The following is a 20086-nucleotide window of genomic DNA, read 5'->3' on the forward strand; positions in this document are numbered from 1 at the left end:
GAACCCGCCCTACAGTATCGCGGTAGGGTGCGTCGCTATGAGATAGTTGTAAATAGCTAAAATTGTCGCAGCGACGCACCCTACTTTAACTTTATTCTTTAGTCCGCGAAGGCGGACTTTGTATGTGTAGAAGCGGTTTCAACCGCCGAATCCTAATTCTATTTTTCAACCTAAAACACGGCAAAAATACTCGCGGTACAAATTGCAGCGCGGCATGACATAATTGTTTTGCCGCCGCACAATTCCCATGCTGTGCAACTTATAAATTTGCATCGAATCCAATTCAACTGCTTCGGCAGAATTAACAACTTTTTTCAAAGCCAAAGCTAATTCTGGATTGTGTTGCAGTATTTCTAAATGCTTCCGCAAATGACTGCTGTAAATTCCCGATTCTGATGCTGCATTTTCTAATAGCTGAGTTAAGGAAATTTTGCCACAACTAACCTCATACATTGCCAATCTTACTAAATAAGGATGTCCGCCGATCGCACTTATCAACTCTTGAAACTGTCCATCACCCCAATCCAAGCCGTGAACCCCAGCCAAATCGTGGATTTGCTGGCTGTCAAACTCCTGCAGTTCCACGGGCACTCCCGCATTAAACGGAGATTGATTCATATCCAAAGGAATATAAACCTCAGTAGAATGCGCCATTACCAACCGTAAATTTTTCCAGATATCAGAAATTTTGGCTTTTTCGTGCCAGCTTCGCAGCATCCCCAGAAAATCTTCAACTACTTCTGTGTAGGGAAATATGCGATCGACTTCATCCAATCCCAACACTAGAGGAGTTGCTATTTCTGCCAGCAAATACTCTTCAAAGTATACCGTACAGTTATCGTTGCTGCCCAAAATATCCGTATCCCAATACTCGTTTAACTTATTTTCTAACTTTAACTGCCGGCTTACCATCAAGCACATCCAGCGCAAAAATTTATCAAGATTTCTTAAAATTCCTCGGTCAGCGGCGCTCAAATCCAAATAAACTGCATGATAATTTTCCCGGACAGCGCGAGCTAAAATCCGGTTCATCAGTGAAGTTTTGCCCATCATCTCCGGGGCCTTAATCCGAATCAGAGAACCGGGTTTGACAACCGTTTCCTCGCAGAGAGAGTCGATGCTGGAACGCTCTATATAAAAAGGTGAATCTAAGGCTACTGAACCTTCGGGGAATTGCAAATTTGCCGCCGTCGGTAATGTTGGCGAGGGCGGATTTGCAGACAAAGATTGACTGGGTTCTGCTTCATAAGCTCTCCTCAGCGCTTCTTTGAAATTTTTCTTAGTAATTCTTTCTCCCAAAGCTTCAGAAAGCTTGTGCCACAATTTGTTACCGACATCTTTATTGAGGTATTCAGCACTGTAGCCGTAGGTTTTGGCGATTTCATCGTAACTTTTTCCTTCCCAAGAACCTTGCAGGACTTTCGTTTCGAGGTCGCTGAGATATTTGCCGGTGTTTTGGGCAAAAATGCGATCGGCAGATTCTTTGGTTTTGCTCCAAGAGAATTCTAATTCTGATTTCATGGGCTAGACACGGGTAATTAAATATACACGTAAGTATGCAGACTATGGCAAGAGAGGAGTTGTTCCTCCATCGGGAAGTTACCCTGACTTTTCCCTATTTTAACTGATTTAATCTGAGTTTTTACTGTAAATCATTGCTGCCAGCCATTTTTGAGTTATTTAAACACCTGATTTTCTTCCCATTGTCGCTTGCTTTATTAGAGGAGAAACTAAATACATCAAGCAAGTTAGTTGAGTCTTTCTCACCCTTGCACTAATTGGCAAACCACAAGGAGCAACAAAAATGTCCTCACTTATCAAAGGCACTGACTACGATGACAACAATACTGTCAACGGCAACGGTCAACTCCACAAATCCCTAGTTGGAGATGATTGGACAATCAACGGTCAAGGTCAAATTCAGATTTCAAATGATACAATTTACGGCTATAAAGGCGATGATATCTTGTCAGGTCGCGGTGGAGATGACATCCTCTACGGTGGCTTCGGGGGCGATCAGCTAGATGGCGGCGCGGGTAATGATAAATTATACGGCGAAGCTGGCGAGGATTTCCTGTATGGAGGTGGTGGCAAAGATACACTGTCTGGCGGCCTTCACAACGATTATCTATTCGGAGGAAGCGGCAAAGATTATCTGATCGGCGGCGAAGGTAACGATTACCTTGACGGTGCTAATTTTTCGGGTGCTGGTAACGGTATCGGCGGCGGAAGTGAATCGGATTCTCTCGCCGGCGGCGCGGGTGCGGACACATTTGTACTCGGCAATGTTAACAATGTTTACTATCTCGGCACTGGCTATGCTACGATTACCGATTTTACGTTAGGTACTGATAAAATTCAAATCAAAGGCAATTTAGCAGACGGCTATTCGCTCAAGGCTGGCGATTGGAGCAACAACAATGTTCAAGATACTGGAATCTTCTACAAGGACAATTTAATTGGTGTTGTGTTAGAGACAAATTTAATTAATACTAACCAGAATCAAGTATTCTTGTCCGCGCCTCCCATCCCTCAATAGTTTTACTTGTCGCTGCCAAAGGGCGGGCAACTGAGTACCGCCCTACATTTTTAAACAGGAGTTTTTTATCATGAAAATTGCGCGCAACAAACGAAAATTTAATCGACTTTTTTACACAAGTTTGACCTTAATTGCAGCTATCCTCTTAGGAGGCTTGGGAAAGGTTTTTGAGTCTAACAACAACACAGCTTTAGCGCAAGAAAGCATCCCCGTTAGCGGTAGCGGCGACGCGCAACTACAGCCGATTTTGCAATCCCTGACAGAGTTCATGCGCTACCGCTGCGTCGGTGCGGCTGTCCTCGGTGTTTCTGTCAAAGGTAAACCCGTGGGTGTTTGGGGTTTGGGGCGCATGAAAGACCGATCGACCTTGAACGCAAATCCGGCTTGCGGCGACGATATGCAGGCTCCTCAAAGCGCGATCGTACCCGCAGATACCCCCATGCGTATGGGCAGCATCAGCAAGCCTGTTACCTTTGCAATGGTGCGCTGGGCGCTGAAACAGACGGCGCGCGATCGGGCTGGCTTAGAACTGACTGACGACCAAATTGAAGGGATGAAATTGTTCGACCCCCAGCATTATCCGCCCCTAATTCCCGGTTTGAACAAGCAATATCCAGTCGCGATTATCCCTGAAAAATTGCACGCCGTATTTTCGGGAAAAGTCAAATTTCCCGTAGCAATTAAAGACCGTAATTGTAGCAATCTCAACTCAGGATTTGCCGACAAACAATGGCAAAACGTCACCCTCGGACACCTGCTATCGCACCGATCTGGACTTCAGCGCAGCGCCCCCAGATACGGTCAAGATGTAACTGCAAATTTGCCAGTGCTTCGGAATTTGAAAACAGCAGCAGATTTTCAATCGCAAGAACAGCTACTTATCAATGAATGGGGAAATAAATCTGTCAGTTCAGCTAAAAACCAACTCAGTATTTCTCCCAATGCTGGCTATTTTTTGCCAAGTCCTAATTTAGAAGAAACTATGCTGGTTTTGGCTGGGCGATGCCTTCAGTATCCCCTCGGTCAATATCATTATTCCAATACCAGTCCGGCATTTCCTACGATTATTATGCAGCAGTTGGTAGCCTCCGGCAGATATGCTGCTAAAACGGGTAAACCAGAAACTCATCAAGGCTCTGCTTTGGAGCTTTTTTTCAAAACAGAGTTGGGAATTCCTACTACGGCTAACAAGGGAATTTTTATGACCCAAGAAGTAGAAAAATTTAGCAGTCGCGAACCGGAAAAGCGCCACTGGAACGGAAAAAATTACTACGGTAAGGGATGGGATTTGAAGCGACCGCACTGCATTTGGAATGGCAGCTTGTGCGATTTTTCTAGTTGGATAAATGCCAAGCCGGGGAGGATAAATTGGTCTTGGAATTTAAGCCAGGTTCTTTTTTCCCGCAGAAACACAGATTTGAGTCCCGGCACCGGTTCGCTAGCTGCAGAAGCTGGAGTTTTTCTCAAATTTATGTCACAATATTGGGTTGGTGGTTATGAGAATAACCCGCGCATCGGGGAAAAGCGAAATAATGTTTGGAATCGATATACTGCTCACAACGGAGCGCTTGATGGTACTCATGCTTGGGCTATTCAGTTAGGGGGAAAGAATAATCCGAAAGAGTGGAAATTGCCGCCTGTGGACGATGGAGGTCACATCCTTGATGATTTTGCTAATTTGAAGATGTATGCGGGTGTGTTGCCGGATGGAGTTGATATTTTTGTGGCGGTGAATCAGAGGGCGGATAAAAAGTGTGTTAATGCTAAAGATTACAATTGCGGGGATGCTTACGGACTTTTGAATAATTTTATTTTGTACGGTGTTTCTCGGGTAAATTGGAATATGGTTGCGCCGAGTGCTGTGGCAAAATAAGATTGATAGGTCAACCGCAGATGCGAGGCAGATGCAACACAGATTAACGCAGATTATTTGTAGGGTGCGTCGCCATTTTTTAATCCCAAAATTCAATCGATTATCTAGCAAGCGATGCACCTAACAGATGAGAATCGTGTCAGGTGCGTCGCTGTCAGATTGTCGGTCTTTATGTAATGATTGTCGATGGCGACGCACCCTACAAATACTTTTTATTGGGCTACTTTCACTTATTCCGATTTACGGTAAAATTAAGACTCAATTTAAATATGAATTTTTGAACAAGCCCATGAATTTCCGCTTCCGACTGTGTACTTCCATCAGTTGAGCACGATAAGCAGACCACTCAACATTTCGCCCAGCTTGTATATAGGCAGCACGGGCTTTTTCTAGCCACTTAATCGCACTATCGTACTCGGCTGATTTCATTGCCTTTAGAATCGATTCAGCGCGCTGACAAGCATTGACGATTACCCAATCTGGGCGATGGGGAATTGCTGCCATCATCACTCGATGAACCAGTTCGGAACTGTAAGATGTTTCTACAAGGGCGATCGCCTCTTCAATCATTTTTTCATGCAGAAAAATATCAACCTTTGCTTCGGTAGAATTGTAGTTTTGAATGGTTCTTACAATTGCCAATAAATCTGCTTTCAATGTTGACCAATTATCTCCTGACAACTCCTGCAATGAAAGATAATCATTCAAGGAAGGTTGAATTTCAAAAACTTTCATTTTAGCATTAAATGCAGATTCTTTTTCGCCCAATTCATCGGCTAATTCACTCATACAAATTGCTAGTTTGTAGGTAGAGTTGCCGGGTAAATTTAACCCAGCTTGACAAATTTTTAGAGCTTCTTCTGAATATCCGTCTTCTTGTAAAATTTGAACTAGAGCAAAAGCCTCTTCGACTGATGTCATCTCGGTTCCCGCAGCTTTCACAGCTTCTTCTATTCTCCCCAAACGAGCTAACATAGTCAGATATTGTTGAATACAGCCTTCTGCTTTGGCTAGGTATAAGTATTCTTTGTCGCGGTTCTGGCGATCGAGAATTTGTAAGCGAGTCAAGGTTAATTCACGAGCATAATCTGGTGCATCATCAGCCCAGATTCCCGTTCCAGCAAGGTTTCCTTCCAATATCTGCTGGAGTGGCGGGTAGTCCCAACCTTGGCGTAAAGCTTCCAAACTCATGCTGAAATTACAATCCCATTCATCGTTCCAACCTTCTAACATCACCTGGAAATCTATTTCTTCCTCAGCAGTTAGTTCGGCCGTTAAAATGGCTGTTGTCCAAGCTTCATCTAAAGCATTGGTGATTTCATAACTTTCAAAACCATATTCTTCTACGTCATCCCAATCATCAACGCAGCCTGCGGTAATGGCTTCTAAAATTACTAAAGCGTTTTTGCCATCTCCTTGTTCGCTGAATTCCTGGGCTTGCTGAATCAATTCTAAAATTTCTTCTGTAATCGGGTCTTCTTCATCATAACCATATTCATACTCGGAATAATTCTCAGCTTGTCGGAAAATGTCTCGTACTTGTCGCCGAAAAGGAGCAGGATCGATCGCACTTTGGCGATGTATTTTCGTCAGTTGGCTTGTCGGAGCAGACACAGCGTTAGAATTAACGTATAGTTTGATCGCACTTATCAGCGACGGTTCGTTGTCCACTAAATGCTCTACTAACTCATAGATTTGGGCGTCGTTGAGGCGAGAAAGCAAGTCTTCCAGCCTCTCGCCCTGTTCAATTTTTTCGGGTTCTCGCAGACACAAAAACAGCGTAGCGATAATGTGTTTGCACCATCCATCGCCATCGTAAGGACAAGTGCATAATACTCCAGATGTTAATCCCGCAGGATTGAACGGCAGGCTAACGCTGTAGGCTTGAGATTGAGAACCGTATACTGTTGCTTGCACCATATTGCCACGGAGAACTGCGTTAGTAACATTTCCACCTAAATAGTAATCTTCGGCTCGGTTGAGCGATCGCTCAGAACTCTTATTCTTGATGATCGTTTCACTAAGTTTGGGAATAGGCATCACACCAGACCTCAGCAATTAAAGGATTAGACTCGATTTTACCCGAAAAATGTCGATTTGTAATGAGGACTAAACTCCTCGGATTTAATTAGGACTAAAGTCCGAACGATCAAATTATGCTGGGAATTGAAGTGGATTTGAAGCCTCAAAGTTTGAATGTTTTGCGCGACGGGCCGACGGAAACCTATCTTTACTATTCTTTAAGGTTAATCTTAATTGAGGAGAAGTAAACATTATGCAATCTACTGTGCAAACAGCAGCGGGCATTAAAACCGAACCCTCAACTGTCAACTGTCAACTGTCAACTGTCAACTGTTTAAGATTCTTTGATATTCTTGAGTTTGGATGCCAGCAATTCGATCGGCAGCGCTAAGATGGTTAAGCACTGTTTTGCACTACTCTCATGTCCCAACGCGCCGAAACCTCAAACAGCCAGCCAAGTGCATCCCGCAACGGGCATAATGTGACGAATTCTCACTCTAACAACCAAAATACGATTCGGGTTCGCGGTGCGAGACAGCACAACCTGAAAAATATCGATCTGGAACTGCCGCGCGATCGCCTGATCGTGTTTACTGGTGTCTCCGGTTCCGGTAAGTCTTCCCTGGCTTTCGATACAATTTTTGCGGAGGGACAGCGCCGCTACGTTGAGTCTCTCAGCGCCTACGCGCGCCAGTTTTTGGGACAGTTGGACAAACCGGATGTGGACGCGATCGAGGGGTTGAGTCCGGCTATTTCGATCGACCAAAAGTCAACTTCTCACAATCCGCGATCGACTGTTGGCACTGTTACAGAAATTTACGATTATCTCAGATTGCTCTACGGCAGAGCTGGCGAACCGCACTGTCCGATTTGCGATCGCTGCATTGCGCCCCAGACAATTGATGAAATGTGCGATCGAGTCATGGCCCTTCCCGACGGCACTCGCTTTCACCTTCTGGCGCCCGTGGTGCGCGGAAAAAAAGGCACTCACCGCAAATTACTGTCTAGTTTAGCTTCCGAAGGATTTATTCGAGTCAAAGTTAACGGAGAAATTTTAGAACTGTCAGAAAATATCGAATTAGATAAAAATCATACGCACAACATCGAGATAGTTGTTGACAGGCTAATTAAAAAACCCGGTTTAGAAGAACGTTTAGTTGATTCTCTGGCTACTTGTTTGCGCCATTCTGAGGGAATTGCGATCGTTGAAGAGTTACCGACTGATGAAAATTCCGAACCACAGGGGCCGATCGTATTTTCCGAAAACTTTGCTTGTCCCGAACACGGCGCGGTAATGGAGGAACTTTCACCCCGGTTATTTTCGTTTAATTCGCCCTACGGCGCGTGCCAAAACTGCCACGGTTTGGGGAGTTTGCGGACTTTTGCGCCGGAGTTGGTAATTCCCGACGCGAAAGCGCCTCTTTATTGTGCGATCGCGCCTTGGTCAGACAAAGACAATTCCTATTATCTCTCTTTGCTTTGCAGTATTGCTGATACTTGTGGGTTTGATATCGACACTCCTTGGTATCGATTAAGGCCCGAACACCAGCGGGTTATTTTGTACGGCAATGAGCAAAAGCGCACCGCAGAAAGTAAAAAGCGCGACGGCACCACCGATTTGAGGAGAGATTTTAATGGCGTAATTTCCATGTTGCAGCGCCAGTACGACGATACTGGTTCCGATCTGATCAAGCAGAAGTTGGAACAGTATCGGGTCGATCGCTCTTGCGAGGTTTGTCACGGCAAACGCTTGAAACCCGAGGCGCTTTCGGTGCGGTTGGGACAGTACGGAATTGTGGATTTAACCAGTATTTCGATTCGCGAATGCCGCGAACGAGTAAATAATTTGGGATTGAGCGATCGGCAATTCCAAATATCCGATTTAGCCCTGAGAGAAATCAAAGCAAGGCTACAATTTTTGCTCGATGTCGGGTTAGATTACCTGACTTTAGACCGCGCAGCAATGACGCTTTCTGGCGGAGAAGCCCAGCGAATTCGGCTGGCGACTCAAATCGGTTCTGGTTTGACGGGTGTTCTCTACGTTTTGGACGAACCGAGCATCGGACTGCACCAAAGAGACAATTTTCGCCTGCTGCAAACCTTAACAAAATTGCGCGATTTAGGCAATACTTTGATTGTCGTAGAACACGATGAAGAAACCATGCGAGCAGCCGACCATATTGTGGATATCGGACCCGGTGCTGGCGTGCACGGCGGCAAAATTATCTCTGAAGGAAGTTTAGAAAATTTGCTGGCCGCTGAGGGATCTTTGACTGGTGCTTATTTGTCGGGAAAGCGAGTAATTGAAACGCCTAATGAAAGGAGAAAAGGCAACGGCAAAGCTCTCTCCATCATAAATGCGACGCGCAACAATTTAAAAAATATCGATGTAGAAATTCCCCTGGGAAAACTCGTCTGCGTGACGGGCGTTTCCGGTTCGGGAAAATCAACTTTAATCAATGAATTGCTGTACCCGTCGCTGCAACATTATATCACCAAAAAAGTGCCTTTACCGCCAGATATGGACGCCCTCAAAACTAAAGGCGAACGCTCTCTAGAGGATGTGGTGGATAAGGTAATTGTCATCGATCAATCTCCCATCGGCCGCACTCCGCGTTCTAATCCCGCTACTTACACGGGAGTCTTTGACGTGATTCGGGATTTGTTTTCCGAAAGCATTGAAGCGAAGGCCAGAGGTTACAAAGCAGGGCAGTTTTCTTTTAACGTCAAAGGGGGAAGGTGCGAAGCTTGCGGCGGCCAAGGGGTGAACGTGATTTCGATGAATTTTCTGCCGGATGTTTACGTGCAGTGTGAGGTTTGCAAGGGTGCACGGTACAACCGGGAAACGCTGCAAGTGAAGTACAAAGGCAAATCGATTTCTGATGTTTTGAACATGACTGTAGAGGAATCTTTGGAGATGTTTAAAAATATTCCTAGGGCGGGCGCCAGACTGCAAACTTTGGTTGATGTTGGTTTGGGTTACATTCAGTTGGGACAGCCGGCGCCGACGCTTTCTGGGGGGGAAGCGCAGCGGGTAAAATTGGCAACGGAACTGTCGCGCCGCGCTACTGGGAAAACGCTTTATTTGATTGATGAACCGACGACTGGTTTGTCGTTTTATGATGTTCACCATTTGTTAAATGTGCTGCAAAGATTGGTGGATAAGGGTAATTCAATTTTGGTAATCGAACACAATTTAGATGTGATTCGGTGCTGCGATTGGGCGATCGATTTGGGCCCGGAAGGAGGAGATAAGGGCGGCGAGATTATTGTGGCGGGAACGCCGGAGGATGTGGCGGCAAATCAGAGGTCTTATACTGGGAAGTATTTGCAAGCGGTTTTGCAGCAGCATCCTTTAGGGAGTGCTGTAGCCGTTAGTTAATAGTAAATTATGGCGTGGGATTCCTGTAAATGAGTGCCACGCCTTTAGTTGAAGTTATCGCTCTAAGTTGAGTAAGCGCGAGTGGGAGGTATTAAAACTGGTTGGTGAAGGCAAAAATAATCAGGAAATTGCTGAGATATTGTATCTAACTGAGGGAACTGTTGATTGATTGAACATGGGGAAGGTGATATGGTGATGGCAAGACCTTTTTTTTACGTTGTGTAGCACGCTTAGTGATTGCCATCAGTGATATTAATCACAGATAAGCAATGATTTATACTATATCCATTTCTACGGGAAGCTAGTATGATTGCTTGGTTACTAAAATTACAAATACTATTCCGGTAGTATGAGCTATCTAAAAAAAAATTCAGTAAAACTTTTTCATCACTTTAAAGACAGGCTGTCTATTACTGAAAAGAGTATTTACCTAATTTTAGCTGCATCATTAATTGTTCAAGTTTGTCAATTAGTTTTTCAATTAATAGTTGAGAACAAATATGTGGTTGGTATTATTATAGGTATAATACTGCTTACAATTTGTCTTTATCTATACTTAAAGCGACAAAGAGGTGTTAGAGATAATCATATAGTTTATGATTTAGAAGATAAAAATAATTCAACTACAAATCATGACATCAACACAGGTGGCGGCAACTATAATCGAGTAGTTGAAGGCAATTACATACAAGGTGATTATATAAACATACAGGACAATAGTGTAGATATGAGCAAAGATATTACTTCCATTCTTGATGATTTTCTAGCTATTCTGACTGAGATGAAAAGTCAAGGATATAGTACACAGCAAGCAGTAAATCAAATGGCTAAAGAGTTAGCCAAAGAGGCTCGAAATAAGCCCTACGTTAAAGGTAAGTTTCATATTGACGAAAATGCTGATGATAGTGAAGTTTATAAAACATTTGTGAGCCTTCTAATTAGAAACGCTTCATTCAATCAAACAACAGGCTATGAAGGATTAGAAGATGATGGGGAAGAAATAAATTATAAAAAACATATAATTTATTTGGAATCAGACAAAGATGATAGGTGGTATTACAAGATAAATGGTCCTCTATGTAATGAAAGTGGTGATTTTTATGACAAAGACTTGGCAATCGATCAAGCAAAAGGGAAGATAGACAAAGCAAAATTTAGTAATTGGTAGATAGAAGTTTGCGGAGGTAGCTCACTAATTTGATCGGGTTTTAAGTTTAATTGAAATAAGGATTTAAGGAGATATCAAGATGAGTAACAATGAAAATTGGACTGTTAACACAGGTGGCGGTAATTTCAACAGACATATTCAAGGTAAGTACATTCAGGGAAATTACTACGCCGCAGGAGAGCCTCAAAGCTTAGTACAAGCAGCAAGCGAAATTCAAGCATTACTCAAACAGCTAGAAACAAGTTATCCTAGCGATACACCGGAAAGAGATAGGGTGATGGCAATGGAAGTGGTTAAACACCTAGAAAGTAACCCAACAATGAAACAAAAAGTTATAAATGGTGTTACAGAAGGTAGTCTAGCAGCGTTTGAAAAAGCTATCGATAATCCGGCTGGGGCCTTTATTACTGGATTCATCAAAGGCTGGAAAGAATTTAGGTTATAATGTTTGTAAAGATTGGTAGCCAGACTGGTGAATTTGTTATGGCATTAACATCTCGTGTTGTTCATAGTGTCGGGTGTAAATACTTGGGTAAAATCTAAAAATGGCAAAGGATCTCTTCCACAATACAGTCAAAATCGCCCTACAAAAAGATGGCTGGAAGATTACCCACGATCCCTACCAGTTACGCTATGGTGTTGCTGATGTCTACATCGATCTTGCAGCCGAAGAAGCGATCGCCGCTGAAAAAGAAGGACGTAAAATAGCTGTAGAAGTCAAAAGTTTCGCAGGTGGCTCCACCATTTCTGAATTCCACACCGCCCTCGGTCAATTCCTCAACTATCGCATTGCCATCGAAGTCTCTAGCGAACCAGAACGTGTCCTGTATCTGGCAGTGCCCATCGATACCTACCAAATGTTTCTCAGATTTGAACCCGCAAAAACTGTCATCGAACGTTATGAAATTCGACTAATTATTTACAATCCAACTCGTGAGGCGATCGACCAATGGATAGACTAAACGAATACCGCAAAATTGTTTGTGACTTTCTCGAAGACTTTTCTAAAAATGACGCAAATGCTCAGCTAATATTCGATTTCGCCCGCGATCGATATCTCGTTATGCACAACGAATGGCGCGACGAATATCGCATCTATGGGTGTGCCATGCAGCTCGATATCATCGAAAATCAAATCTGGATTCAACACAACAGTACCGAAATCTACATCGATCGAGAACTGATTCAACGTGGCGTGTTTTCTCAAGATATCATTCTTGGGTTTCGCTCCCCCAGCATCCGAAAACTCCTTGCCACCAACTATTCCTAGAGATAAAGGTTGGGAACAGTTAGATAGATATTTGGCTAGATTGGGACAAGATTCCGGTTGGTTGGTCATTTTCGATCGCCTAGAGAATGCACCCGAACTCGAAGAAGGGTTGAACACTGAGAGTCATACTACTCCAAGGGGGCGATCAATTACACTAATTAGAGGGTGAAATCCTGGTATATTATGTACTAATAGTAGATGCGATATTAACTATCTTGAATTGTGGGAGACATTGCCATATTTTGCGCTTGTTTCTGCATAAATTCAATATCGGACAGCGACCAAGTGCGGGGCCCGCTGCACTGATGAGCAATTAACAGCCCCCACAGTCCTTTGTTTGTTAAAATTGGCACAACTAAATTGGCACGAACTTTCAGGCTACGCAGAAAATCTCGGTGGCATTGGTGAATTTCTTCTACTTCAATATCTGCAATTGCTTTAACTCTGCCCGCTTCGTACAAAGCAGCGTATTCGCCGTTAAAACACTCGTCTGGCCCCGTTGAACCCAAGATTGAGAGTTCGATCGCACTTAACGTCTCGCAAGTCACTTGACCCTGCCACTTTCTGTAAAAATAATAGAGCACCGCGCGATCGCTCTGCAAAACTTCTCGAATGTCGTACAGGCATTTTTCAACTAATACGTCGCGCTTTAGACTATCTGTCAAGCGGTTAACAATGTTTTGCAGGCGATCGCCAGACATGGTATGAACTCCTTCAATTTCTAGTGTACTCGCAAACTATGAATTATTTAACTTGCATCTTCAAAAATTGTCAACTCTTTGAGGTTCTGGATTCTCGCCCGCTCGAAAATAAGTTATTTTGGGCTTGACAGTTCTCGAAACGGAAGTAACATTATACTAATATTTTGACTGAACTCGCAATCCTTTCGGGAAACTGGCCGGACACCTGTTCCACACAGGAATCACCAAATCGCGAAGGGCGATCGGTCATTTTGAAGTCTTCAATTCTTTAATCTGAAATCTCAACTTATTTAACTGCTAAAATCTATCTCTAGCTAGAGGAACTCTCAAATATGCCTGTGCTGAAAGAACCTTGGAAACACGAATTTATTGCGACAAATAACATCAAGCTTCATTATGTCACTCAAGGTTCCGGGCCGCTGATGCTGATGCTGCACGGATTTCCCGAATTTTGGTATTCTTGGCGCCATCAAATCCCGGAATTTGCGTCAGATTATCAAGTTGTCGCTGTGGATCTTAGAGGTTACAACGACAGCGACAAACCGAAGGATAAATCTGCCTACGTGATGGCAGAGTTTGTGCAAGATGTCAAGGGAATTATTCAGGGTTTGGGATACGAAAGTTGCGTTTTAGTCGGTCACGACTGGGGAGGGGCGATCGCCTGGAATTTTGCTTATGTTTATCCCGAAATGGTGGATAAATTAATTGTGATGAATCTACCGCATCCGGCAAAGTTTGCGGAAGGTTTACGCACTCCCCAACAATTGTTGAAAAGTTGGTATATCTTGTTGTTTCAGTTGCCTGTTTTGCCGGAGTTGTTAATTCAGTTAGGCGACTATCAGGCAATTTCTGCTGCTTTGGAAGGTATGGCAGTTGACAAAAGCACCTTTACCCCCTCAGATATCGAAGCTTACAAAGATGCGGCTGCCAAACGCGGCGCTCTGACTGCTACTATCAATTATTACCGCAATATTGCTGGCGGATTTCTCGATCGCCAGAATTGGAGGGTTCTGGAAGTTCCGACGCTGATGATTTGGGGAGAAAATGATGCTGCCCTCGGCAAAGAGTTAACCTATGGAACTGAAGATTACGTGCGGGATTTTCAGATTCAGTACATTCCCAATTGCAGCCACTGGGTGAACCAGGAACAGCCGCAGTTAGTGAATCGCTACATGAGAGATTTTTTGGGAAGTAAGTTCATTTAATCTCATATCCAGTTTGATCGGAATGCTACTGAGCCTGCGAGTAGGACGATCGCGATCTACTCGGAAAATTATTATTCCCATGGCAGCAGAGACATTCACCGACTGCTGATGCCCTCCGTAGTGCGCCCGCTCATTTCGCTGGGGTGAATGCGGTAGATTGCAATTACCTCCGCACGTCCCCAAGAGTCAATCCAAGTGCGATTGATGGCGGGTGAAAGTGTGGGGTTGTGTTCTTTGACCAATTGCATCACGCGATCGATGTCTGACTGTTCCGTGAGGCGTTCTGCTCGCCCGTTGACGACAACGCTGCGCCAGTGTTGGAAATCCCCGACTTCTTCCACTTGCAAGCAGACTTCTGGATTGCTGTCTATATACTTCGTTTTCATCCCGACAGTTGTGAAAATGTATATGTCCGAATCTTGGAGATAATAGTGCATTGGCACAACGTAGGGATGCCCTTCAAATACACAGCCGAGGTGTCCGTGTCCTACTTGCTGTAAAAGTTCTTGTATTTCTTTTGAACTCATTTCATCAATATCTAACATTCTTATGCTCCTTTAAAACTTACTCTAGATAAATCAATCGAGGTTTTAGGTTGCTTCACGAGTGGCGCTTTGGCTCTAATTATTGCGTTTGTGATCCGCCTGTTTTGTGGCTATCAAACAAGTATATAATTACCTTAAACATAACCTGGGTTAGTCACAAATATCATCTACCTTTAGACCGAGATATTTTTTGTTGGAAAATTTGTATTATTTTGGAAATAAACCCTCGGCAATTGCTGAGGGCTTAATGTTTTTATTAAATGGCGATCGTCTAATTAATTAATAAAAGCGTTTTTTCCTAACGCGACTTAAACAAATTTTCAGCCCAGATAAAACCCAAACTCGCTTGATCAGCAGCTTGGGCGTCCATGTTTTCTTGTTACCCGCGAACAAGATGCGATCATCCCCTGGAATTCTCTGACACTAGATATAATCGGTGCTAAAAAAACATCGCCGCATAACCGCAGCGCCAAATTTAGGGATGGTTCACGCTGCGGTTATGCGGCAAATTCGAGCGTGATGACCCGCCCTGTCTGGCGTGACTGCCAAGCCTGGTCTATAACTCCCTCAAACGCTTGAAATCTCGTAGTTTGTGAGTGCACACTGCCCTCATAGCGTATTGGTGCGATCGTCCGCCTGCATACTCTCACATTATATAATCCCTGAGAAAAAACATCTATGCTCGAAAAAGATGGAAGCTGAAACGATATAATTTTTGACATTGCCAACCTAAGAAAATTCGCAGCGAGCCAATCAAATCTTAGCAGTCAGTTTTTATGACACCAGACATCTCCGCAACGCAGCAGCAAAGAAATCACTGCATAATTGTCTTGGCCCTAATTGGTCTGACGCTGCTGGGACTGGCATTCCGCCTTTATTTGGCGTGGCGCACCAACCAAACTCTCCCCGATACCCTCGCCCGTCTCAGAGGCGACGAACCGGGCTATGAGCGTTTCGCATACGAGTTGCTGAAGGGTCATTTTTTTGAGAGGCCAGGCCGGACACCAGTTTATCCCTTTTTTGTGGCTGGATGCTATGCAATTTTTGGTCGTTCTCCCGCATCTGTAGTCTACGTACAAGCTTTTTTGGGGGCGACAATCATACCGCTAACTTTTATCCTGGCACGGCGTTTTACTGGCGCTCCAAGTTCCTTAGTCGCCGCTGGATTAATTGCGCTGCATCCCTCCCTAATTCTTCATGTCAGGCTGCTGCAAACAGAGGTTTTATATACGCCTTTAATACTTTTAACAGTGCTGGGCTTGCTACGGGCATTAGAACAGCCGCAGTGGCAAAAGTTTTCATTAGCAGGTGCGCTGTTGGCAATTACGAATCTTTGTCGGCCGACAGCGATGTTGTTTCCATTAATTGTGCCACTATTGATGCCGCGTCAATGGTCTTTAAAGCGCAAGATTTCTTGTTTTGTTGCTTATTTGGGCGCAATTATTATCATTACTACACCTTGGACTTACCACAATTATCGAACTCACAAGACTTTTTTGATTTACAGCGTTTCTACGGCGCTGCTGTGGCAAGGAAGTCCAGAGTTTTATCATTTGGCCTACGAACAACTGCCAAAACGCCATATCGTTCAGATTTGGGAGGAAGAACTTAATCCGGATCGGAATGGGGGACACAATGCTTTTACAATTGAGGGCGATCGCTATTTTACCAAACGGGCGATCGCTTCAATCCTCCGCGAGCCTGCTGTCTATCTCTGGTATTGTTTGCAAAAGGCAGTTTTTTTCTGGTTGGGAAACCCTATAAGTGACTGGCCTTATCACGCTATGTTTAATGTGAAGGCAATGCGGCCATTCTTTTCGCCGCAACAGATTGTCGGCATTTTAGCGTCGCGAAATTTTCCTGTATTTGCTGCTTTGGGCATGATAGTTTTGCGGCATCGCTGGCGGGAGTAGTTGCCACTGTTGGCAGTCTGTGGCTATTTTACTTTGATCCATGCCCTCACTTTTACAGAAGTTCGCCACAGCGAGCCACTGCAACCGATTTTGGCGATCGTAATTGCTACGGCCGCTGGGGAACTTCAGCGTCGGTTGAAGTTAATTAGTCAGTAGGTATTAGGCAGTTTGTCATGAGTTATTAACCCAGTGTTCTCAAAAACAATTATTCGGAATTTTACGATCGCCTTTTTAATCGCCCTCATCCTTGAGTTGTTCAGCGGAACGACAATTTTTGCTCAAAACATCGAAACAATTAAATTCTCCGGCACTGCTGCGGGTGTCAGCAGTCGCTACATCGGTGCAGTCGAGGGCAACATCAACTTTGACCTCAAAGATTTGCAAGATTTGGGAATTAATACCTACCGGATTTACGGCGGGATGTCCCGGTGGGAACCGGAAGACGACGATGGTAAATACGGCTGGCCGGAAATCTCCCAAATTAAGACAAATCCAAATATCATTAATTGGGCGCATTGGGATAAAATTATGACCGATCCGCCCAAGGGTAGCAATTATTGGTGGTCGGGAGAACGTGACACAATTTGGCAAGGCAATGCCAGGACTATTTTCAATAGTCTCAAACAAGCAAATATTCGCCCGGTTGTCAGCATTCGCAATGTTGATAATAGCTGGCGGCCGAGTTGGGCGCTGCAACTGAACCCGCCGCGCACAGGAGAAGATTGGAACGAGTGGTGGAAACAGGTTTTTGCTACGGTTTATTGGCTGAATGTTCGCAATGATTACCGCGTTGATGATTGTGAAATTCACAACGAACCGGACAATCGGGATCAGGGTTGGGGCGGGACTAGGGCTGACTATTTTGAATTGGTTAAGGTGGCAAAAGATGCGATCGAATTTGTTTATAAAACTTATTTGCCTTCGCACACTTACCGCATCCACGGCCCGAAAACCGTAGGAGGCAGCAATTGGCCGGCTAGTGCTTTGCAGGAAATACCGAATTATTTCGATACAGTCAATGTCCACAACTACGATGCAGATATTTCTAACTACACCCGCAAAGTGCGCGGCTGGATAACGGTACTGTCCGCGCTAACTCGCAGCTTTGGGTAGGAGAATGGGGAACTTACGAAATTAGCTATGACGATTTATCTTTAGCTTTAAATTTGATTAAGAATTTGATTCGAGGTTCCCAACCGGGGGATAATTGTATTGACGGCGGTCACATATTCTGTTTGTACGACTGGGGAAAGCTGGGACTGGCGGAAGGGTTGCTAGGGGATGGGGGAAAACGGCGCGCAGGCTACTATGCTTTGCGGATGGAAATTCGGGCTTTGCAGGGCGGGAAAGCTACCTTTTTTCCTATCACTAACAGTTCGGATTTAAGGGCAGTTGTAACTCTTGATGCTAGCAAGAATGTTTACTTGCTGGTTGTCAATGACCGAGCAACATCTTACACTGTTAATGCTGATATTTCCGAGCTGATAAAAACTGGTAATGGCACGGTGCGGGAGTTCAGTTCTAAAAGAATGGATGAGGTTGTTGGTAGCTTAAGACTCAAGGGCGGAAATGCGAGTTTTGCACTGGCGGGGAACAGCGCTATTCTCATCAAGTTCGATCGCCCGAATTGAAGCTCAAATCCTCTGGGCCATAATTGGGATAAGATAGAATTAGTTATGCTCAGAATTATTTATTTTCTGCCTGTTTGGCCCTGGAACCCTGGAACCATGGAACCCTCGAACCCCTTTGCACAGTTGCCATACCTAAGTCGTCCTGTTGTGATTCCCCTCCTGTCGCTGGTAAATTGGTAGCGTGCAGGTATCTTGCCTCAAACAGAATGCGAGCGAGAGTTCCGTTGAGGGGCAGAAAGTAGGGTGCAGTCTAGACAATCGCAGAAATTCTTGCTCGTAAACCCGCAGTTAGGCTAGGGGAGGAATTGCCGGCCAGCCTTCATGTCCGCCCTCTGGACCGATCACATTGGTTCTGAAAGTCAGAACCCGTCAATTGTCAGGATTGGGCACGGAATTAAGTTTAAATGCCAAGATGCAGGAAGTAGGGGTTGACAAATGCAAGCTAATATGTATACACCTCTATACATCCTTTGTCGTTTTGTATAGAGTCTCTCTTCTGCCAAGTTTCCTCAAAAAGCAGAAAAAGCTAGGGTTAATCACACAGCACAACATTGAGAGGTCGAATCAATGATTTTAAGTTTCAAAACCAGGCTAGAGCCGACTAAAAAACAAACTACCCAGTTTCGGAAAGCTTGCGGGGTAGCCCGCCATGCTTACAACTGGGGGAACGAAATTGTATTAAAAGCCTTACAAGATCGAAAAACCGATCCTTCGGTCAAGGTTCCCTCAGCGATAGACTTGCACAAAAAGCTTGTGGCTATTGTCAAGCCAGAGTGTCGGTGGTACTACGAAACGAATAAAAACGTTCCTCAGCAGGCTTTAGCCGAACTGAAAAAAGCTTGGGACAGGTGCTTTAAAAAAGTATCAAAGCAGCCTAGATTTAAGAAAAAAGGGCATCGCGATTCGTTTTACTTGGAGTCGGGTACTCAAGCCAAACCGATGATTAGAAACGACAGCAAGCGGGTTAGACTGCCTTCAATTGGCTGGGTAAGATTGTCTGAAGCTTTGCCCGTAGAAGCCGTTCATAACTGCGTAATTAGCCGTCAAGCCGACGAATGGTTTATCGCTATCAAGGTGGAAGTCCAAAAGCCAGATGTCGCTGACTACCGCCCTTCTGTGGGAGTGGATATCGGCATTAAAGAGCTTGCCGTCACCAGTGATGGTAAGACGTTTGCTAACCCGCAAGCTTACCGCCGTATGAGCGGTAAAATGAAGCGGTTACAGCGTTCTCTGGGTCGAAAAGTTAAAGGCTCTGCCAATCGGACTAAGGCAGTCGGGAAGCTCGCGAAACTTCATCAGAGAATCAGCAATATTCGGAAAGACGCAATCCACAAGTTAACAACTCACTTGGCTAAGAACCACGGCACAGTAAAGATTGAAGACTTGAATATTAAAGCGTTCCTCAAGAATCACAAATTAGCGGGCGCGATCGCTGATTGCGGGATGTATGAGTTTAAGCGGCAACTGGAATACAAAACTGAGAAGTTTTCATCCCAGTTGGTGCTAGTCGAGAGGATGTTCCCAAGCTCCCAGATTTGCTCAAATTGTGGCAACCATCGGCACAAAATGCCTTTAAAGAACCGCGTTTATCAGTGCCCAGAATGCGGTTACACCGGAGACAGGGATTTAAACGCGGCTCGAAATCTTGAACGTTGGTTTGAAGGAATATATATTCCAGAGTGTTCGGATTTGGCGGTGAGTTCCACCGTCTCAGCTTGTGGAGTAGACAAACCCTCCCGTCGTCAGACCGGGGCTACTGTGAAGCAGGAAGTAAGCAGCGATCCTACTTTGGTCGAGCTTTGCTTAGACTTGAGTAGGTTTGTGTAGGTATTACGGA

19 protein-coding genes are annotated in these 20086 nt (G+C 44.6%); 15 read left to right on the forward strand and 4 right to left on the reverse strand.

All coding sequences use genetic code 11. From position 1 onward, the window contains the following. Positions 1-165: 165 nt before the first annotated feature. Positions 166-1521: an AAA-like domain-containing protein gene (locus QUA58_RS08515; protein WP_333393643.1), complete on the reverse strand. Its 1356-nt coding sequence runs from the start codon at positions 1519-1521 to the stop codon at positions 166-168. A 283-nt stretch (positions 1522-1804) separates the two neighbouring features. Between QUA58_RS08515 and QUA58_RS08520 the strand changes: the two genes are divergently transcribed. Together QUA58_RS08520 and QUA58_RS08525 are read left to right on the forward strand one after the other, a co-directional pair. Continuing rightward, on the forward strand, positions 1805-2539 hold the full coding sequence (locus QUA58_RS08520) for a calcium-binding protein (protein WP_333257044.1): 735 nt from the start codon (positions 1805-1807) through the stop codon (positions 2537-2539). Positions 2540-2609: 70 nt separating this feature from the next. Beyond that, on the forward strand, positions 2610-4412 hold the full coding sequence (locus QUA58_RS08525; protein ID WP_333393645.1) for a serine hydrolase: 1803 nt from the start codon (positions 2610-2612) through the stop codon (positions 4410-4412). 258 nt (positions 4413-4670) lie between these two features. Here the strand turns inward: QUA58_RS08525 and QUA58_RS08530 are convergent, their stop codons facing one another. Then, complete coding sequence (locus tag QUA58_RS08530; RefSeq protein WP_333393646.1) at positions 4671-6452, reverse strand: SWIM zinc finger domain-containing protein; 1782 nt, start codon at positions 6450-6452, stop codon at positions 4671-4673. Between the two features lie 235 nt (positions 6453-6687). On the opposite strand from QUA58_RS08530, the gene QUA58_RS08535 reads away from it, so the two are divergent. From QUA58_RS08535 to QUA58_RS08565, 7 genes are all read left to right on the forward strand, one after another. Continuing rightward, complete coding sequence (locus QUA58_RS08535) at positions 6688-6825, forward strand: hypothetical protein (RefSeq protein ID WP_333252865.1); 138 nt, start codon at positions 6688-6690, stop codon at positions 6823-6825. A 30-nt stretch (positions 6826-6855) separates the two neighbouring features. Continuing rightward, on the forward strand, positions 6856-9816 hold the full coding sequence (uvrA, locus tag QUA58_RS08540; protein ID WP_333393647.1) for an excinuclease ABC subunit UvrA: 2961 nt from the start codon (positions 6856-6858) through the stop codon (positions 9814-9816). Positions 9817-9883: 67 nt separating this feature from the next. Then, positions 9884-9985 carry a helix-turn-helix transcriptional regulator gene (locus QUA58_RS08545; RefSeq protein WP_333393648.1) on the forward strand — a complete coding sequence of 34 codons (102 nt, stop codon included), beginning with the start codon at positions 9884-9886 and terminating at the stop codon, positions 9983-9985. A gap of 180 nt (positions 9986-10165) precedes the next feature. Further along, positions 10166-10984 (forward strand): hypothetical protein, encoded by an 819-nt coding sequence (locus QUA58_RS08550; protein ID WP_333393649.1) that lies wholly within the window; start codon positions 10166-10168, stop codon positions 10982-10984. Positions 10985-11063: 79 nt separating this feature from the next. Further along, complete coding sequence (locus QUA58_RS08555) at positions 11064-11429, forward strand: hypothetical protein (protein WP_333393650.1); 366 nt, start codon at positions 11064-11066, stop codon at positions 11427-11429. A gap of 100 nt (positions 11430-11529) precedes the next feature. Then, positions 11530-11946, forward strand: a complete 417-nt coding sequence (locus QUA58_RS08560; RefSeq protein WP_333393651.1) for a XisH family protein — start codon at positions 11530-11532, stop codon at positions 11944-11946. Continuing rightward, a complete protein-coding gene (locus QUA58_RS08565; protein ID WP_333393653.1) occupies positions 11934-12254 on the forward strand; it encodes a XisI protein in 321 nt (106 codons plus the stop codon). The genes QUA58_RS08560 and QUA58_RS08565 overlap by 13 nt, the downstream gene beginning before the upstream one ends. A 206-nt stretch (positions 12255-12460) precedes the next feature. Here QUA58_RS08565 and QUA58_RS08570 read toward each other — a convergent pair whose 3' ends face one another. After that, on the reverse strand, positions 12461-12955 hold the full coding sequence (locus QUA58_RS08570; protein WP_333393654.1) for a GAF domain-containing protein: 495 nt from the start codon (positions 12953-12955) through the stop codon (positions 12461-12463). Positions 12956-13287: 332 nt separating this feature from the next. Between QUA58_RS08570 and QUA58_RS08575 the strand changes: the two genes are divergently transcribed. After that, on the forward strand, positions 13288-14160 hold the full coding sequence (locus tag QUA58_RS08575; RefSeq protein ID WP_333252854.1) for an alpha/beta hydrolase: 873 nt from the start codon (positions 13288-13290) through the stop codon (positions 14158-14160). Positions 14161-14255: 95 nt separating this feature from the next. On the opposite strand, the gene QUA58_RS08580 is transcribed toward QUA58_RS08575, so the two are convergent. Beyond that, positions 14256-14705 carry a pyridoxamine 5'-phosphate oxidase family protein gene (locus QUA58_RS08580; protein ID WP_333393656.1) on the reverse strand — a complete coding sequence of 150 codons (450 nt, stop codon included), beginning with the start codon at positions 14703-14705 and terminating at the stop codon, positions 14256-14258. A 776-nt stretch (positions 14706-15481) separates the two neighbouring features. Here QUA58_RS08580 and QUA58_RS08585 point away from each other — a divergent pair. The 5 genes from QUA58_RS08585 (at position 15482) to QUA58_RS08605 (ending at position 20076) form a co-directional block, all read left to right on the forward strand. Further along, entirely contained in the window at positions 15482-16618 is a 1137-nt protein-coding gene (locus QUA58_RS08585) for a glycosyltransferase family 39 protein (protein ID WP_333252850.1), read from the forward strand. After that, a complete protein-coding gene (locus tag QUA58_RS08590; RefSeq protein ID WP_333252848.1) occupies positions 16619-16774 on the forward strand; it encodes a hypothetical protein in 156 nt (51 codons plus the stop codon). 33 nt (positions 16775-16807) lie between these two features. Continuing rightward, positions 16808-17731, forward strand: a complete 924-nt coding sequence (locus tag QUA58_RS08595) for a hypothetical protein (protein WP_333393658.1) — start codon at positions 16808-16810, stop codon at positions 17729-17731. 53 nt (positions 17732-17784) lie between these two features. Then, on the forward strand, positions 17785-18249 hold the full coding sequence (locus QUA58_RS08600; RefSeq protein WP_333393659.1) for a hypothetical protein: 465 nt from the start codon (positions 17785-17787) through the stop codon (positions 18247-18249). 567 nt (positions 18250-18816) lie between these two features. Continuing rightward, the gene (locus tag QUA58_RS08605; RefSeq protein ID WP_333393661.1) at positions 18817-20076 is read left to right on the forward strand and encodes an RNA-guided endonuclease TnpB family protein; all 1260 of its coding nucleotides are present in this window, start codon (positions 18817-18819) and stop codon (positions 20074-20076) included. Positions 20077-20086: the final 10 nt, after the last annotated feature.

This window comes from Microcoleus sp. N9_A1, assembly GCF_036701795.1.
Taxonomy (GTDB): domain Bacteria; phylum Cyanobacteriota; class Cyanobacteriia; order Cyanobacteriales; family Microcoleaceae; genus Microcoleus.

What these genes read in the sequence shown, in the direction of transcription:
- QUA58_RS08515 (WP_333393643.1), bottom strand. Translation starts at nt 1,521, where the DNA reads ATGAAATCAGAATTAGAATTCTCTTGGAGCAAAACCAAAGAATCTGCC.
- QUA58_RS08520 (WP_333257044.1), top strand. Translation starts at nt 1,805, where the DNA reads ATGTCCTCACTTATCAAAGGCACTGACTACGATGACAACAATACTGTC.
- QUA58_RS08525 (WP_333393645.1), top strand. Translation starts at nt 2,610, where the DNA reads ATGAAAATTGCGCGCAACAAACGAAAATTTAATCGACTTTTTTACACA.
- QUA58_RS08530 (WP_333393646.1), bottom strand. Translation starts at nt 6,452, where the DNA reads ATGCCTATTCCCAAACTTAGTGAAACGATCATCAAGAATAAGAGTTCT.
- QUA58_RS08535 (WP_333252865.1), top strand. Translation starts at nt 6,688, where the DNA reads ATGCAATCTACTGTGCAAACAGCAGCGGGCATTAAAACCGAACCCTCA.
- uvrA (WP_333393647.1), top strand. Translation starts at nt 6,856, where the DNA reads ATGTCCCAACGCGCCGAAACCTCAAACAGCCAGCCAAGTGCATCCCGC.
- QUA58_RS08550 (WP_333393649.1), top strand. Translation starts at nt 10,166, where the DNA reads ATGAGCTATCTAAAAAAAAATTCAGTAAAACTTTTTCATCACTTTAAA.
- QUA58_RS08555 (WP_333393650.1), top strand. Translation starts at nt 11,064, where the DNA reads ATGAGTAACAATGAAAATTGGACTGTTAACACAGGTGGCGGTAATTTC.
- QUA58_RS08560 (WP_333393651.1), top strand. Translation starts at nt 11,530, where the DNA reads ATGGCAAAGGATCTCTTCCACAATACAGTCAAAATCGCCCTACAAAAA.
- QUA58_RS08565 (WP_333393653.1), top strand. Translation starts at nt 11,934, where the DNA reads ATGGATAGACTAAACGAATACCGCAAAATTGTTTGTGACTTTCTCGAA.
- QUA58_RS08570 (WP_333393654.1), bottom strand. Translation starts at nt 12,955, where the DNA reads ATGTCTGGCGATCGCCTGCAAAACATTGTTAACCGCTTGACAGATAGT.
- QUA58_RS08575 (WP_333252854.1), top strand. Translation starts at nt 13,288, where the DNA reads ATGCCTGTGCTGAAAGAACCTTGGAAACACGAATTTATTGCGACAAAT.
- QUA58_RS08580 (WP_333393656.1), bottom strand. Translation starts at nt 14,705, where the DNA reads ATGTTAGATATTGATGAAATGAGTTCAAAAGAAATACAAGAACTTTTA.
- QUA58_RS08585 (WP_333252850.1), top strand. Translation starts at nt 15,482, where the DNA reads ATGACACCAGACATCTCCGCAACGCAGCAGCAAAGAAATCACTGCATA.
- QUA58_RS08605 (WP_333393661.1), top strand. Translation starts at nt 18,817, where the DNA reads ATGATTTTAAGTTTCAAAACCAGGCTAGAGCCGACTAAAAAACAAACT.